The organism is Ekhidna sp. (genome assembly GCF_965221965.1).
In the GTDB taxonomy this organism is placed as follows: domain Bacteria; phylum Bacteroidota; class Bacteroidia; order Cytophagales; family Cyclobacteriaceae; genus Ekhidna.
The window spans coordinates 1481427-1497500 of record NZ_OZ244926.1; the positions used below are offsets into that span (position 1 = coordinate 1481427).

The window sequence follows — 16074 nt, forward strand, 5'->3', positions numbered from 1 at the left end:
TCAGAATTGACAGGCCCAAACCTGACTTACAATCGATGACTAGTATTTAATCACCGCTTGCTTGTTCTTCTTCAGCCATATCTCTCATAGAAGGCTCATTCTTTTTTTCATCATTAAGGTCCCACATAAGTTCGGTATCAGACCCTTCAGGTGAGACACGAACGTAACCTGACATCTCCTGGTGTAGTGCACTACAAAAATCCGTGCAGTAGAAAGCAAACACCCCTGGTTTAAACGGCTCCCATTTCAGGGTTTTGGTTTGGCCAGGCATCACAAGCAATTCTGCATTGTTTGCACCTTGTACCGCAAATCCATGAGGTACATCCCAGTCTTGCTCCAGGTTAGTCACGTGGAAGTATACTTCATCACCCATCTTGATTCCTTCGATGTTATCAGGAGCAAGGTGACTTCTGATGGCAGTCATGTACACGTGTACTTCATTCCCATCACGAACCACTTTGGCCTGTCCTTCACCTTTTGCGGCATATGGGTGCTCATTCTCCTCAATTGGGTAGTACTTCTTAGAGTTTGGCATCACTTTATCAGCTGCAATAGCCTGCGCATAGTGAGGCTCTCCTTTCGTTGGGAAATCCAGGATTAGCTTCATCTTTTCACCAGAGATATCAAAAAGCTGAGCACTATGTGCTAACTCCGGACCAGTAGGTAAATACCGATCTTTGGTGATCTTGTTCATCGCCACCAGATATTTTCCACTAGGCTTGCGTGTTTCTCCTCCGGGAATCACTAAGTGACCAGGAGAATAGTAGGTATCAATTCGGTCAAGCACTTCCAGACTTTCAACGTCCCATTTCACTACCTCAGAAGAAATAAAGAAAGTAGTGTAGGCATTGCCTTTGTCATCAAACTCTGTATGCAGTGGTCCAAGTCCCGGCTTCTGTAAAATGCCATGAAGTCCAGCTTCGTAGTTGATTACCGGAATACCTTCGATTTCACCATCGAAATTCTCTGCCTCAATAGCTGCCATTAGCTTGTCAAAAGAATAAATGGACATATCAGCAGATAGCTTACCATTTCCAACAATGTATTCACCATCCGGGCTGATGTCACAGCCGTGAGGTGATTTAGGTACCGGGATGAAGTACACCATTCCCGAGCAGTCTTTAGGATTCAAGATAGTCGTGGAAGTCATCTCTTCAGACGATGCGATACCTGATCCCTCATCTACTAAGTTATGCATGTAAGAGGTTGTTCGCTCTTTTCCTTTACCCTGAGCGAGATATTCCTCCGCTTTTTTCCAATTGATAATAGCAAGCAGGTCCTTATCCTTTTGCGAAGCATTTACTTCCAATAGGGTATGAGCACCTTCCGAATTATAAGTGGTCAGAAAGCTCCATCCGTGGGACTTAGCTTTACCATTTCTAGCCAGGTCATAGTTGTAGCCGGGCATTTCTATTTGAAACTTCAGATCCATCTCACCGCTTTCCTGATCAACAGAAACATAATTGATCAAGCCCTTGAAGTTTTCCTTATACGTATCAATTGGCACATCTTCCTGTGGAATCGGGACACTAAAACGTGTACCTGAAACCAGGTATTCGGAGTTTTCGGTGATAAATGGTGCACAGTGTAATCCAGCCACATCAGGGATTTCAAGAATCTCCACCGTCTCAAAAGTGGTAAGATCCACACGTGCTATCCGTGGCGTGTTATTTCCATTCACGAACAACCATCTTCCATCAAACTCCCCGTTTGTTTGAGAAAGCTCGATATGGTGTGTGTCATCCCATGGCACTTCGCCATAAGAGGTCTGGAACATTGCCTTAGATTCCTCGCTGTAGCCATATCCATTTTCAGGATACATTGAAAATACAGGGATTTCTCTAAGCAATCGACCCGAAGGTAGTCCGTAGGCCGTGATTTGTCCACTGAAACCTCCGGAAAGGAATGCGTAATACTCGTCATACTCACCAGGTGGCACGTATGCCTGCCCTGCTGCGTCTCCTTCTACAACAGATTTAGCATCTCTTTGACTACAACCAAATGATATGGCCATAATCGAGATGAATGTTAGGATTGATAATAGTTTGTTATTCATAGTGATTATGTTTTTTAATTTTCAATAAGGTTTAGGTTATTATCCACCAGAAACTGCTTCATCTTTAGAACCAACTTTTTCCATGTCATTTTTTCTCATGTACTCAAGGATGTCTCGTGCATCACCAATAGATACACCCTGGTTAGGCATCCTGGTCAGACATTCTTCCAAAAGCTTCTGAGCCTCCGGATCTTCGTCTAGCATGACATCCACATTGGTGATCATATTCATGATCCACTCCGGACGTCTATTGTTGGTGATTCCAGCCCATCCAGGACCAACGACCCGCTGGTCAGTGAGCTTATGGCAGGCGGAGCATTTCATCTCATAAATTGCTTTCCCGCTTTTTATCATGCTTTCCTCCAGTGGATCGGTGAGCTCTACACTTTTCACTTCACCAATTCCTTTGGGATCTGCTTTCTTTTCCATTTTGAAATCATCAGCTGTTGGACGTTTATCACCTTCGCCACCTCCACAGGAAGCTGCCATGATTAAAAAACTACCACATAAAACGACATAATTAAAGACTTTCATGATTATTTGATTTTAGAGTTTAGTGTAATTGTTTGAAGTCTCGTGTTCCTTATCTGCCCAATAATGACGGAGAGCAAGGCGATTGGGAGCAGAGCAGTAACGACAAGAATAATCTCGTGATAATGAGGGATAAATCCCTTTTTAAGCCAAAGAAGAGTTCCTTGTAAAAAAAGAGCGAGTTCTTTGAGAATGAATGCGATGGAGAAAAGTCCCCATCCAAATCGGGTGAGTTTGTTATTAGCCAGAAAATTTTCATTTAGCATGATGGCAACTAATGTGAAAGTGACTGAACCTAGCATGATGAGATGAATAAAGCCAATTACGTAGTTTCTGATGGTGTATGATATCTCAGCGATAAATGGGAATGCTACAGCGGCTTGAACAAGCACTTTAACCATCAGGCATAAAATTCCAAGAGCGAAAAGCCAGCTCTGCCATTGAGCCAGTGTTTTGAATGGGTTTTCGTATTTAAATATTCTTTTAAAAATGAGGAAGAAAGCAACTACCTGCAAAAGAACTCCAGCGGTGTTCAGGTAGAATATAATTGAGAGTGGATTACTCCAGGTAATGCTGAGTGCATAAGTCAAGAGTAGAGAAAGATGTAGCAGGAATATTGTGGAGTTGGAGAGCTTGAATGCTGGATGTTTTTTCTCTACCTGATAGATCCAAATGCCAATAGCTGCATAGGTAAACCATCCATTGAATTGAAAATGAAGGAAGAACTGTACCGCCATGTAAAAGTAAGAGCTGGATTTGCCAGCTATTGCACTGACTGGGCCAATCATCCAAATTCCCATAGTAGAAAGGATCATCCAAAAGAGGGCCCACTGGATAATTTTTTTACTTATAGAATCTGGCAAATACTTAAGATCGCGGAATACATAATAGCAGAAAATATAAGAAGTGAAAATATGAAGTGTGCTAAAAGCTATACTAAGAACTCCATAGCCATTTATGGTGAAAAAAATCAACATTCCAACGGTACTGATCACAGTCAAAACGAAAATCAGTTTATACTTCTTTACATCAATTTTGCCCTTCAGAAAATTGAAAATTATTGCTCCGGAGGCCAACATAAAAGCCCATCCAAGCATAGCAACATGAGAGTGTGCATGCAGGATGTGTTTGTAATCAAGGTAATAAATGGGATTGACGTAATAATAGCGCATTAGGGTGCCCAGAACACCTACCAATAGAAAAAAGAACAACGCAATATCCATCCATCTTTTTCCCAAAGGGGATAGCGATAACCTAGTAGCTGGTGAGGGGTTACCCATATGTCTAAATATACAAAATTGTATGAATAGTTCACACCTCTATTATTATCTGTTTTCCTGATGGACTCTAATCGTTGTTAAAATCATTAAAAATAATAAAGGATAAATTTGTCCTAAATAGATTCCGTAGTTAGCTTAGCAATCAAAAGGAAAGAGATGTTTTCAAGAGCATGTGAATACGCCATCAAAATCATGATTTACATTGCTGGCAATGAGCAGGAGGGAAGAAGAACAGGTGTGAAAGAGATATCTGAGGCAATTAATTCACCCGTGGCGTTTACAGCCAAAATATTACAGCAACTCGTGAAAAATGAGTTGCTGGTTTCATTCAAGGGACCGACCGGGGGATTTGAATTAGCGGGTAGTAGAGAAATCAAACTGGTTGATATAGTTAGGGCAATTGACGGAAACAAACTGATGGAGAATTGCGTGCTTGGCCTGGAAACCTGCTCCGGAGAAAATCCTTGTCCGGTACATTTTAAATTCATTGTGATACGTGAGCAGTTGAATGAAACACTACTTGCCACTGAAATAAGGGATCCGGAATTGATTACAAAAGGAATAAAACCACCTTAAATATTGCTTAATAAAAGATAAAATGATCTTCTAATCTTAAAATAACAACATAAATCATAATCGGGGCTGAAGAAGATCATGTTTCAGACATCCGAATCTTTAAAACTTTGAACCATTAAATAGTAAATGTCATGAACAGAGTATTCTCAATCACTTCAATAGCCGCTCTTTTTATCATCACAGCATGTGGTGGTGGAGACGGAAAAAGCAAAATTGATCAGATCAAGGAGCAATCTAAAATAGAATCTGCTGAAGCAGAAAGCAATGTCCCAGCCAGTGAACGTATCACACTGGATAACAAGGGTGTAGGTAAAATTAAGAATTTACCACTTCCTGAGACCATTGATCAGGAAATGGTAGAGAGAGGGCAAGCACTTTTCAATACTAACTGCAGCGCCTGCCATAAGGTAGATAAGCGCTTTATCGGTCCTTCACCAAAAGGAATCATGAAACGAAGAAGTCCTGAATGGATTATGAATATGATCCTTGATCCTCAATTAATGGTAGAACAGGATCGATGTGCCAAAGATCTTTTAGTCGAATTTAACGGAGCTGCAATGGCTAATCAAAACATGACTGAAGAGCAGGCACGTGATATTTTGGAGTACTTCAGAACCTTATAACCAAACCTTTTAAAACTATGAAAAATAAAATTCTAAGCTCTTTGATCCTATTGGTGCTATCTGCATTGATATGGTCGTGTACTCCTCAGAATGAAGCTGATTCTTCTGCGGAGGCCTCTTCGATTGCCGAAAGCCACCCGATGGGACAAGCATCTGTTGTGGACGAAGTATCAGACCCGAATATTCTACAGGTAGCGATATCTTCAGAGCCACACAGCACTTTAGTTACCGCAGTTCAAGCCGCTCAAATTGAGCATGTGCTTGTAAACGCAGGACCTCTTACTGTTTTTGCACCGGTAAATGCTGCTTTTGACGCACTACCTGAGGGAACAGTTGAAAACTTGTTAAAGCCCGAGAATAAGGGAGACCTTGCTACGATACTCACTCGTCACGCTGCTCCTGGTTCTTTCGATTTAGACGCTCTTAAAAGAGAGGCTAAGAAGGGAAGAAAAATTTACATGGCTACCGGTGACTATCTGGAAGTAACTGTAGATGGAGATGATGTGAGTGTTGGAGGTGCCAAAATAGTTGGAACAGTACCCGCATCAAATGGAATCATCCATGTAGTAGAAAAAGTGATTTTACCTTAAAAAACCAATAAAATGAAAAATACAATTATTAAAAATGCACTATTTATAAGCGCTCTTGCCTTCTTGTTTTCCTGTGGTCAGGCAGGGGATAGAGGAGGTAATGGTGCGCTTAGCAGCAACATTGCTGAAAAAGTGTACGTAGCGCCAGGCGAAAGGGATGAACAATACGCTTTCCTTTCTGGAGGCTATAGTGGTAACCTAAATGTATACGGTCTTCCTTCAGGAAGAATGTTTAAAGAAATAGCAGTTTTTTCTCAGTTCCCAACTTCAGGTTATGGGTATTCTGAAGAAACTAAACCTATGTTAAATACTTCGTTTGGTTTCATTCCGTGGGATGACCTTCACCACCCGGATATCTCACAAACCAACGGAGAGTTAGATGGGAGATGGATTTTTGCGAATGGAAATAATACACCTCGTATTGCCAGAATAAGCCTAACGACATTCGAAACGGAGGAGATCCTGGAAGTACCAAACAGTGCGGGTAACCATAGTTCCTCTTTCATTACTGAAAATACAGAATATGTGGTGGCAGGAACACGTTTTGCTGTGCCTGTACCGCAAAGGGATATGCCCATTAATGAGTATAAAAATAACTTTAAAGGCGCACTAACATTTATTAGTGTGGGCCCTGAAGATGGCAAGATGGATATTAAATTTCAGATATTGATGCCAGGATTTGATTATGACATTTCACACCCGGGAAGAGGTAAATCTCATGGGTGGTTTTTCTTCTCTACGTATAATACGGAAGAAGCTAATACGCTTCTTGAGGTAAATGCGTCACAAAACGATAAGGACTTCATCGCTGCGATAAATTGGAAGAAAATCGAAGAATACGTGAACAATGGGGGTGGTACAAAAATGGCCGCCAGGTATGCACATAATGTATATGATGAGTCTACACACACAGCTACATCTACTATGAAGGATGAAGTGCTTACGGTCAATCCTGCTGAGGTGCCAGGCGCTATCTACTTCCTGCCTACTCCTAAATCACCTCATGGGTGTGACGTAGATCCAAGTGGACAGTACATTGTTGGGGCAGGGAAACTTTCCGCAAATATAACTGTTCATTCGTTTGATAAAATGTTGGCAGCCATTGATGCCAAGAAGTTTGACGGTGATGCCTATGGTATCCCTATTCTCAACTATGAAGATGTATTGGCCGGTAGCGTACAGAGTGGTGGCTTAGGCCCCTTGCATACCGAGTTTGACGGTAGAGGAAATGCTTATACTACATTTTTTATCTCCTCTGAGGTGGTGAAATGGAAACTTGGAACCTGGGAAGTAGTAGATAGAAAACCTACTTATTACTCTGTAGGTCACCTCATGATCCCCGGCGGTAACTCAAGGAAACCTCATGGCAAGTACCTTGTTGCTATGAACAAGATTACCAAAGATCGCTACTTACCTACCGGACCAGAGATGGAGCACTCTGCACAGATTTATGATATCTCAGGTGAAAAAATGGAACTCCTGTACGATTTTCCTACTCATGGAGAACCACATTATGCTGCTGGATGTGATGCTGACCTTTTGGTGAACAATTCGAAAAAAATCTATCGAATAGACGAGAACAATCACCCATATGCGATTAAGAGTCCGGCGGAAGCTAGAGTCGAAAGAGATGGTAACGAGGTACATATCTATATGTCTACGATCAGAAGTCATTTTACTCCTGATAATATTGAGGGCATAAAAGTGGGCGATAAGGTGTACTTCCATGTGACAAATCATGAACAAGACTTTGATGTGCCTCACGGATTTGCCATGATAGGTCAGGGAACTTCTGAAATTCTGGTCATGCCTGGTCAGACCAAGACGTCACTTTGGGAGCCTAAGCAAGTAGGTATATGGCCGTTCTATTGTACGGACTTCTGCTCTGCACTTCACCAGGAAATGCAAGGATACATTAGAGTATCACCTGCAAACTCAAACATCGAGTTGAGTTATACCCTGGACGGTGACGACATCTAAAATGAAAAGCTGTAAGACTGATAATTGATTCAGTCTTACAGTTTCTTTCAATTTCTAATTAAAACATGATAAGCTAATGAAATGGGCTGGTATCTTAATGATAATTGGAAGCGCTATGCTCTTAGGGTTATTCGTATTTCCAATGTGGAACATTCGATTGGGCGCACCACAGTATCCTGAGCCTTTAGGAATTGATATCCATGTAAATGGACTGAAAGGCGAGAGCGAATTTGACATTCAGAATATCGATGGACTCAATCACTACATTGGTATGAAAACACTGCCAAAACCCAACGATATGTGGGAGTTCTCTGTATTTCCAAAAGTAGTATGGTTAATGGCTGGGCTGGGTATAATTATTGGAATCCTTGGGTTGACAAAGAAAATATCGCCCGTCTTTTTCCTCATATGGTTTGTGTTAATGAGTATACTTGGAGCACTTGGCATATACGATTTCAATTTATGGTTGGTATCTTATGGAACAGATTTGGATCCCAATGCGATATTAAAGCTCGTTAACCCAGATGGCACGCCGATGAAATATAATCCACCTCTCATTGGACATAAAAAGCTTTTAAACTTTGATGCCTTTTCGTATCCACGGGCAGGGGGGATATTACTAGGACTTGGTATGTTACTTACATTAGTGGCGTTCTTTGTGGGTAGAAAATCACAGATAGCAACTAAATAAATTAAGCAATGATGAAATATTCTGTGATTATACTTTTAGCGGTTGGCATGATGATATTTATTTCTTCATGCAATAGCGGCCCAAAGCCAATCAATTATGGTGCAGACGCATGTGACTTTTGCAGAATGACCATCGTAGATAAGCAACATGCAGCCCAACTGGTCACAAAAACTGGTAAGGCCTTTAAGTATGATGCCATTGAGTGTATGCTTAACGACCTGAAGGAATGGGATCATCCGGAGGTTCGACACTACCTTGTAGCTGATTATGCCAATCCCGGAGTATTGACAGATGCTTCAGGCGCTGCTTTTCTTATATCAGAGGAGATTCCAAGTCCAATGGGTGAGTTTTTAACTGCTTTCGGAAGTGCCGATAAACGAAACGAGGTAAAGCAAGATGTTTCCGGAACTTCTCTGGATTGGTCTGCTTTGAAAGCAGAATTTGAAGTAAACTAAAAGCCTACACGAATGAAAAAAACTCATTTACAATTGGTCTGAGATACGCTATCCAATATGAGATCACTACTTACTTTATTTTTTGCTTTGATTTTTTATCATATCAGCGGGCAAACCATTGTTTGCCCAAGATGTGATATCAAGGATTTGCAAAAAGCAGTAAACCTTGCTGAGCCTCATGATACCCTTATTATTAAAAGCGGTGTTTATCCAGTAGTGGATATTGAAATAACCAAACCAATAACTCTGATTGGAGAAAAAGGCGCCATATTGAATGGTCAGAATAAAAGCTACGTTTTAAAGTTACTTGCTGACAGCATAACTATTTCCGGGCTGAAAATTATCAATGCAGGTAAAAGCTACACGAAAGACTATGCTGCGATCTATGCTTTCCGAGCCAATTCCTTTCTCATTGAGAATTGCACAGTAATCGACCCCTTTTTCGGATTGCTCATTGAGAAATCCAGTCACGGTATCATCAGAAATAACCTGGTGTATGGGGAGAATGTCAAAGAAGACGAAGCTGGGAATGGCATTCATGCATGGCATTGCTCCAACCTTCAGATACGTGACAATGAAGTTTACAGAATGAGGGATGGCATTTACCTGGAGTTTGTGGATGAAAGCATTATTGAGGAAAACTACGCACATGACAATGTTCGATATGGATTACATTTCATGTTTTCCAACAATGATGATTATATCAGGAATCGATTTGAACACAATGGAGCAGGGGTAGCAGTCATGTTTTCCAAGTTTATTATCATGAAAAGCAATGTCTTTATAAACAACTGGGGACCAGCAAGTTATGGGCTTCTATTAAAAGAAATCTACGATGCTGAAGTACTGGATAATGAGTTCACTGAAAATACGACAGCCGTTTTTATAGACGGTACAAGCCGCATTAATTATGTGGGTAATGTATTTAATAAAAATGGGTGGGCGATTAAGGTATCCGGAGGTTGCTATGCCAACCGGATCACCGGAAATGACTTCAAAGGCAATTCCTTCGATGTGTCTTACAATTCAAAAATGAATGACAACACCTTTGATGGGAATTACTGGGGGGACTATACTGGTTACGATCTGGACAAAGATGGTGTGGGAGATGTGCCGTATCGTCCGGTGAAGTTGTTTTCATACATTGTGAATAAAACCCCTGAAACCATCATTTTACTAAGAAGCCTTTTTGTGGATATTATGAATTTTTCCGAAAAGGTTTCTCCTGTTTTTACTCCTGACAACCTGGTGGATCAAACACCGGCAATGAAAGCATTCAAATGATTCATGTAACAGATTTACATAAAACCTTTGGTAAGCTGGACGTCCTGAAAGGTGTCAGCTTCTCCATCGATAGACCAGGTGTTTTTGCGATTCTCGGCCACAATGGCTCGGGCAAGACCACTATGCTTAAAACCATATTAGGAATGGTGATACCAAACAGTGGAGAGCTGAAAGTAAATGATCAAACGATTCACAAAAGCTGGGAATATCGCAAAGACATTGCCTACCTGCCACAAATTGCTCGTTTTCCGGAGAACTTGACCGTCAACGAACTTATCAAGATGATTCTGGATATTCGAAATCGGAAGGGTAGAGAGGGGGAGCTGATTCAACGTTTTGGATTGGAAAAATTTCTCGACAAGAAGCTATCAGACCTTTCGGGGGGTACCAGGCAGAAAGTGAACATCGTCTTAGCATTCATGTTTAATGCCAATATCTGCATCATGGATGAACCTACAGCCGGATTGGATCCGGTGGCAATGATTGAGCTGAAAAAGCTGATCGATGAGGAGCGCAAAAAAGGGAAAACCATTCTCATAACCACACACATCATGAGCCTGGTAGAAGAGGTGGCCGAAGAGATCATCTTTCTATTAGATGGTAAGATTCATTTTCAGGGAACGCTGAAAGAGATGCAGAAGCAGACGAATGAAAAAGATTTGGAACACGCAATCGCAAGGATGCTAAAGTCATGATTAAGATACTTAAATACAGCTTTTACGATTTGATGCGCAGCAGATGGAGCTACGTTTACCTGGCTTTTTACATGCTGCTGGGGTTCGTTTTATTGTTTCTCAATTCAGATCTATCAAAAGCTACCATTACCTTAATGAACATCATTGTGGTACTTACGCCCATGATCGGAACCATCTTTGGAATTATGTATTTCTACAACTCTCGAGAGTTTACCGAGCTACTGCTTTCACAGCCAGTGAAGCGATCAACCATCTTCCTTGGGCAATATCTAGGTCTATCGCTTTCACTTTCCATGAGTTTAATCATCGGGCTAGGCATACCATTTCTTTTGTATGGAATCACCCAGTCGGATGCGATAGGCAACTTTATCACATTATTAGCCTCCGGTACTTTTCTCACGTTCATCTTCGTGGCTTTGTCCCTTAATATTGGTCTTGGTAACTCTAACAAAATCAAAGGATTCGGCTATGCCATTTTGATGTGGCTCTTTTTTGCGGTGATTTATGATGGCCTATTTATGATCTCATTGATCGTATTTGGAGACTATCCTCTGGACAAGTTTGCTCTGGGTGCATCACTCTTCAATCCGATTGATTTGAGTCGGATCATGATTTTACTGAAGCTGGAGATATCCGCACTTCTCGGATATACAGGCGCATTGTTTCAGAAATTCTTTGGCACCAGCTCAGGATTATTTATCTCGATTGGGGTGCTCTTGCTATGGGTGTTTATCCCTGTCTCAATCATGCTGAGAAAGTCACTCAGAAAGGACTTCTAAGTGCTTTCAATTCAAATATTCTCTGAACAGCACAGCTTGCCGTAAACTTCTTCTGAAACTGTTTTCAATATCAAAACCCGATTCCATGAATTATTCAGGAATCGGGTTCATGATAAACTAAACCATCAAACCACAGCACCTGACTGCTCAAAATACTCTTTGAACAATTCAATGGACTTTGGAAATAAAATGTTGTTTTCCAGGTGAATGTGTAAATGAAGATCCTCTTCAAATTCGCTTAATAAAGCGAACGCCACTCTGTATGTCTGACAAGCGTCTGAAGGAGGCTGGTATTGATTGGTTATTCTGGCTATTTTTCTAAACCGCTCGCCTTCTTCGGCATGTTCATGCTCCATCATCGCTATCGGATTTTCAATGTGACCAAAGTAGGGCTCTGAAAGTGGGTATTGGTTTTCTGATGCTTCTACGAGAGATTTAATGAATGGAAATAGAACAAACTCTTCTTTTTCCATGTGAGAGAGCAGGGCAATGGCTGCTTCATCGAATAATTCATTCACTTTGAAAAGCTCCGGGTGACGCTCTCCATGTACCTGACATAGTTTGTTCAGGTAGGCCTGCAAAACCGGAATGGTAGAGCTCACATAGTCATGATGGATATTCACAATGTGATCTACCAGCTCAGTAGGATCCATTTTTTGATAATCATTTTCAATAGGAGTGGAAAGCACCTCAGAAATATCATTCTCTATTTCACGTAAGTCTACTTGCTTATTTTCGCAGGCTTCCTCCAAAGGTATACCACCATTACAACAGAAATCAATTCCATACCTGGTGAATACGCGTGCTGTTTTATAATTCTGAGCTACAATCTTGCTCACTTTAGTTTGTGCTAAATTTTCCATATAAATAAGATTTAAAGATGTTTATATCCTTTAATTAATAAAATTTTTATTGCTTTAGTACCACTTTACCCTCTCTTAAGAGCTCCGTAAGTTCATCCATTTCAGTTGTTGTTAATACTTCTTTGAGGTAGTCCTTCACACCGACAAATTTATGATGTACCGGACAGGGTTGCTCTGAAGAGCATTCCCGGAATCCCAAGACACAATCCTTCATGATTTTTTCACCGTCGATAGCCTTGACAATATCAGCTAATGTGATGGTCTTGTTACTAATACGAGCAAATCCTCCGTGGGGACCTCTAACGGAATTAAGCAGGCCCTGTTTAGTTAGTTGTTGCAACACCTTGGCTGTAAAGGATACGGGTGATTCAATCTCGTCTGCAATTTCCTGTACACCTGCCCATGGAGTAGTGCTATAATCCCTTTGCCAGAGATAAACCATTACTTTGATGCCATATTCGCAGGTTCTCGAGAACATAATTAATCATTGTTTTTACAAAAATAGAAATAATAAACATAATAAAAGATAAGTTTATCTTTTATTTTAATTAACGAAGTAAATGGTGCAGAGGTTATCGAATTCATTGACATAGTGTTCGATTATTTTGATCTGTTTTCTTTTCTTTTCAGCGCCGCATTATATCGTTTTTTCTCTTCATCAGTCTCTACTTCAAGGCTTGGGACTTTTACCGGCTTTCCTGATTCATCAATTGCGACAAAGGTGAATATCGCATCGTTCGTTTTATGCATCTTCATGTCCGGAAGGCTTGATGCCCAGGCTTCCACAAAAATTTCCATTGAAGTAGTAAATGCTCGGGTGATGCTGGCTCTGATGTACACCGTATCACCGGATTTGATGGGGCCATCGAAAGACACAGAGTCAATAGATGCGGTCAGCGCCACACAATGACCATGTTTTTGAGCTGTTATTTCTGCGGCTATATCCATCCACTCCATCAGCATTCCTCCACGCAAATACCCAAGTGGGTTGGTGTGATTAGGCATGACGATATAGGTCACATCGGTAACGGAATCTGCTACTTTTTTATTGGCGATCTGCATAATATCAAATTTTAGCGTTTAAGTATCTTAATTTTTATTACAAATAATTCTAATATTTAATGTGGGAGAAAAAACGTTTGGCGGTTGGAACTCCCGGTAAATCAAAACCGATCCTAATTTCTAATTAAAGTCACATTTCAAAACCTCATTGTACTCTTTCGAAAACGACCCCACGCTTTCTTTCCTATTTATAGACTGCCGGACAATTAGCTGTGCTACGGTGGCTAAGTTCCGGAGTTCTGAGGATTTCAGCGAAATTTTATGTGTATGATAATAATCCTCGATTTCTTGAGACAGTTCCACTAATGTATTGAAGGCATGGACCAACTGATTGTCCATACGGCTTATACCCACATATCTTTCCATAACTGATTGTATAGAGTGCTTCCGGCTATCGAGAAAAGGTGCATTCATCTCCTTTCTTAAATAGCTCGCCGATAGCTTATCTGGCTTTGAACATGAATTTGCAGTTATATGCACCAACGCACGATTAGCGCACCTGTGTGAAAAGACCATCGCTTCCAATAAAGAATTGGACGCCAACCGATTGGCTCCATGCATACCGGTATTTGCACATTCTCCGCAAGCTAGCAGGTTGCCTATGGATGTTTGTCCGTGTTTATCCACATTGATACCTCCACACAAGTAGTGCATTGCAGGCATGACAGGTATCAGGTCGCTGCTGATGTCAAGATTTTTATCTGCTAACTTCCGGCTAATGTTTGGGAAGCCATTTTCAAAAGACTCTTTATCCAGGTGACGACAATCCAGGTACACAAAGTCATTTAATTCATGCTTCATCTCCTTATCGATGGCTTGTGCCACCTTGTCTCTGCACGCCAGTTCCTCAAGGTCGTCATATTTATGCATAAAACGCTCATGTCGGTTGTTTCTCAGATAGGCGCCAAATCCTCTGACTGCCTCAGAAATAAGAAATACAGGGCTTTCTCTTTTGCACGAATAAAGAGCAGTAGGGTGAAACTGGATAAACTCCATATTACCAATCTGTGCACCGCCACGATGAGCCATAGCAATGCCATCTCCGGTAGCAATGGTTGGGTTAGTAGTATAGCAATATACCTGCCCAATGCCGCCGGTCGCCAGTAGAGTTGAAGATGTATAGAACGGTTGTATTTCACCTGTAAGATCATTGAGCACCTGGGCGCCATAGCAAATCTCGTTTTCAACGATCAATTCGAGTGCATGATGATGGCTAAGTAATTGCACGTTGTGCATATTATGCACCTTTCGTAGCAGTACACGTTGGATTTCTTCACCGGTTTTGTCCTTGTGATGAAGGATGCGTGAGGTTGAATGACCACCTTCACGCACCATGTCATACAAATGCAGCGTAGATTGATCAAAGCGTACCCCCCAAGCCATCAACTCCTCAATCCGGCTAGCTCCCTCACCGACTACCATTCTCACCACGGACTCATTGCACAACCCTGCACCAGCGCGGAGTGTGTCCTGTACATGTTGTTCAAGTGCTTTGTCATTGCCACTGAGTGTAACTGCCACACCTCCCTGAGCCATTCGGGTATTGGTAGTTCCCAGATCGGATTTAGTGATTACTGCAACTCTGGCCTGTTTATTTGCAGATCCTACATTGATTGCACTCATCAAACCGGCAATGCCTGAGCCTACAACAAGTAAATCATATTTTTTATCATTTCTCACATTTCACACATTCTCTTAAGTGGTTGATGCGCTTGCTTTATTAAGCTATCACTGAGTTCTATCTTTGGTTCCTCACGTATTAAGCAGGTGTACAATTTCTCCAGGGTGTTTACTTTCATGTACGCGCATTCGCTACAGGCACAGCTATTGTCCTCTTTTGCCGGGGCTGGGACTAGATGCTTATGCGGAGCTTGCTTCTGCATCTCATACAAAATACCTGCTTCAGTCGCTACTATATAGGTACTGGCAGTGTCTGTTTTTACAAAGTCAATCATTTTTCGTGTGGATCCAATGAAGGAGGCCGCCTGAAGCAGGTGCTTCTCGCTTTCGGGGTGGGCAATGATTTTTGCCTCCGGATGCTCCCGATACAGAGCCAGTAGTTTGTCTATACTAAAAGCTTCATGAACTACGCAACTTCCATCCCACAGCACCATCTCCCTTCCCGTTTGCCGAATCAGGTAATTACCCAGGTTTCGATCCGGAGCAAAAATGATAGGCTGATCAGGAGGGATAGACGCAATTACTGCCTCGGCGTTGGCTGAGGTACACACATAATCGCTCATTGCTTTGATCTCTGCCGAGCAATTGATGTAAGTTACCACCACATGATTGGGATGGTTATTCAAAAATATCCGGAAAGCTTCAGGTGTGCAATGATCGGCCAGTGAGCATCCTGCTGAAAGGTCTGGAAGAAGTACCTTCTTTTCGGGATTTAGAATTTTTGCAGTTTCCGCCATGAATCTAACCCCGGCAAAAACGATGATCTCCGCTTCGGTCTCCATAGCTTTTTTGGACAAATCCAGACTATCACCTATATAATCAGCCACATCCTGTATCTCAGGTATTTGGTAATAGTGAGCAAGAATGATAGCATTTTTTGCGCGGGCAAGTGCTTTGATTTTTTCTTTAATGTTCAGTGCCATTATGCA

At 41.5% G+C, this 16074-nt stretch carries 17 protein-coding genes; 9 read left to right on the plus strand and 8 right to left on the minus strand.

The features are described 5' to 3' along the window. Positions 1 to 46: 46 nt before the first annotated feature. The 3 genes from nosZ (ACOQON_RS07230) to ACOQON_RS07240 are packed head-to-tail and all read right to left on the minus strand — an operon-like array spanning position 47 to position 3867. Positions 47 to 2056 (minus strand): Sec-dependent nitrous-oxide reductase, encoded by a 2010-nt coding sequence (nosZ, locus tag ACOQON_RS07230; RefSeq protein ID WP_420578256.1) that lies wholly within the window; start codon positions 2054 to 2056, stop codon positions 47 to 49. A 39-nt stretch (positions 2057 to 2095) separates the two neighbouring features. After that, on the minus strand, positions 2096 to 2590 hold the full coding sequence (locus tag ACOQON_RS07235) for a c-type cytochrome (RefSeq protein ID WP_420578257.1): 495 nt from the start codon (positions 2588 to 2590) through the stop codon (positions 2096 to 2098). 2 nt (positions 2591 to 2592) lie between these two features. After that, positions 2593 to 3867 (minus strand): hypothetical protein, encoded by a 1275-nt coding sequence (locus ACOQON_RS07240; RefSeq protein ID WP_420578258.1) that lies wholly within the window; start codon positions 3865 to 3867, stop codon positions 2593 to 2595. Between the two features lie 156 nt (positions 3868 to 4023). Here ACOQON_RS07240 and ACOQON_RS07245 point away from each other — a divergent pair, with 156 nt between their 5' ends. The 9 genes from ACOQON_RS07245 (at position 4024) to ACOQON_RS07285 (ending at position 11540) form a co-directional block, all read left to right on the plus strand. Further along, the gene (locus ACOQON_RS07245; protein WP_420578259.1) at positions 4024 to 4443 is read left to right on the plus strand and encodes an RrF2 family transcriptional regulator; all 420 of its coding nucleotides are present in this window, start codon (positions 4024 to 4026) and stop codon (positions 4441 to 4443) included. Positions 4444 to 4574: 131 nt separating this feature from the next. Continuing rightward, positions 4575 to 5066: a c-type cytochrome gene (locus ACOQON_RS07250; protein WP_420578260.1), complete on the plus strand. Its 492-nt coding sequence runs from the start codon at positions 4575 to 4577 to the stop codon at positions 5064 to 5066. Between the two features lie 17 nt (positions 5067 to 5083). After that, positions 5084 to 5656, plus strand: a complete 573-nt coding sequence (locus ACOQON_RS07255) for a fasciclin domain-containing protein (protein ID WP_420578261.1) — start codon at positions 5084 to 5086, stop codon at positions 5654 to 5656. Positions 5657 to 5668: 12 nt separating this feature from the next. Continuing rightward, on the plus strand, positions 5669 to 7636 hold the full coding sequence (gene nosZ / locus ACOQON_RS07260) for a Sec-dependent nitrous-oxide reductase (RefSeq protein WP_420578262.1): 1968 nt from the start codon (positions 5669 to 5671) through the stop codon (positions 7634 to 7636). 76 nt (positions 7637 to 7712) lie between these two features. Continuing rightward, positions 7713 to 8327 carry a hypothetical protein gene (locus ACOQON_RS07265; RefSeq protein WP_420578263.1) on the plus strand — a complete coding sequence of 205 codons (615 nt, stop codon included), beginning with the start codon at positions 7713 to 7715 and terminating at the stop codon, positions 8325 to 8327. An 8-nt stretch (positions 8328 to 8335) separates the two neighbouring features. After that, positions 8336 to 8782 carry a nitrous oxide reductase accessory protein NosL gene (locus ACOQON_RS07270; protein ID WP_350206956.1) on the plus strand — a complete coding sequence of 149 codons (447 nt, stop codon included), beginning with the start codon at positions 8336 to 8338 and terminating at the stop codon, positions 8780 to 8782. Positions 8783 to 8839: 57 nt separating this feature from the next. Then, positions 8840 to 10066: a nitrous oxide reductase family maturation protein NosD gene (locus ACOQON_RS07275; protein ID WP_420578264.1), complete on the plus strand. Its 1227-nt coding sequence runs from the start codon at positions 8840 to 8842 to the stop codon at positions 10064 to 10066. Next, entirely contained in the window at positions 10063 to 10761 is a 699-nt protein-coding gene (locus ACOQON_RS07280) for an ABC transporter ATP-binding protein (RefSeq protein ID WP_420578265.1), read from the plus strand. The genes ACOQON_RS07275 and ACOQON_RS07280 overlap by 4 nt, the downstream gene beginning before the upstream one ends. Then, positions 10758 to 11540: an ABC transporter permease gene (locus ACOQON_RS07285; RefSeq protein WP_420578266.1), complete on the plus strand. Its 783-nt coding sequence runs from the start codon at positions 10758 to 10760 to the stop codon at positions 11538 to 11540. The genes ACOQON_RS07280 and ACOQON_RS07285 overlap by 4 nt, the downstream gene beginning before the upstream one ends. A gap of 125 nt (positions 11541 to 11665) precedes the next feature. Here the strand turns inward: ACOQON_RS07285 and ric are convergent, their stop codons facing one another. From ric to nadA, 5 genes are all read right to left on the minus strand, one after another. Continuing rightward, positions 11666 to 12403, minus strand: coding sequence for an iron-sulfur cluster repair di-iron protein (gene ric / locus ACOQON_RS07290; RefSeq protein WP_420578267.1), 738 nt, complete (start codon positions 12401 to 12403; stop codon positions 11666 to 11668). Between the two features lie 46 nt (positions 12404 to 12449). Beyond that, positions 12450 to 12881, minus strand: coding sequence for an RrF2 family transcriptional regulator (locus ACOQON_RS07295; RefSeq protein ID WP_420578268.1), 432 nt, complete (start codon positions 12879 to 12881; stop codon positions 12450 to 12452). Between the two features lie 122 nt (positions 12882 to 13003). Then, positions 13004 to 13465, minus strand: a complete 462-nt coding sequence (locus ACOQON_RS07300) for an acyl-CoA thioesterase (protein ID WP_420578269.1) — start codon at positions 13463 to 13465, stop codon at positions 13004 to 13006. Between the two features lie 120 nt (positions 13466 to 13585). Continuing rightward, positions 13586 to 15145, minus strand: coding sequence for an L-aspartate oxidase (nadB, locus tag ACOQON_RS07305; RefSeq protein ID WP_420578270.1), 1560 nt, complete (start codon positions 15143 to 15145; stop codon positions 13586 to 13588). Then, the gene (gene nadA, locus ACOQON_RS07310; protein WP_420578271.1) at positions 15142 to 16068 is read right to left on the minus strand and encodes a quinolinate synthase NadA; all 927 of its coding nucleotides are present in this window, start codon (positions 16066 to 16068) and stop codon (positions 15142 to 15144) included. The genes nadB and nadA overlap by 4 nt, the downstream gene beginning before the upstream one ends. Positions 16069 to 16074: the final 6 nt, after the last annotated feature.